Annotated in this window: 1 protein-coding gene; it reads left to right on the plus strand. The window is 62.7% G+C overall.

The window, feature by feature from the left end:
- Positions 1–362: putative sulfate exporter family transporter (locus SB764_RS38770; RefSeq protein ID WP_410866575.1), on the plus strand; the 362-nt coding region annotated here is incomplete at both ends.

Raw genomic sequence — 362 nt, forward strand, 5'->3', positions numbered from 1 at the left:
GGAAGCACCTCATGCGCGCAGGCATAGTTTTCCTGGGACTGAAGGTCAGCATTGCGGACGTGCTGGGTTTGGGATGGTTGGCGCTGGTCCTGATCACCCTCATCGTCATGGCGAGCTTCGCGGGAACGTACGCACTGGCCAGGCTGCTGCGACTTCCCGCGGAAACAGCGTTGCTTATCGCCACGGGGTTCTCCATCTGCGGAGCTTCGGCGATCGGCGCAATGGCCGCGGTGCGCCGGGTGAGGCATCAGGACACAGTTCTCCCCGTTGCCTTGGTGACCTTGTGCGGGACGTTGGCGATCGGTGTCCTACCGCTCTTGATGCACCCTTTGAGCCTCAGCCCTGAACGTTTCGGGGCCTGG

It is taken from the genome of Paraburkholderia sp. SIMBA_027 (assembly GCF_046535315.1).
Taxonomy (GTDB): domain Bacteria; phylum Pseudomonadota; class Gammaproteobacteria; order Burkholderiales; family Burkholderiaceae; genus Paraburkholderia; species Paraburkholderia tropica.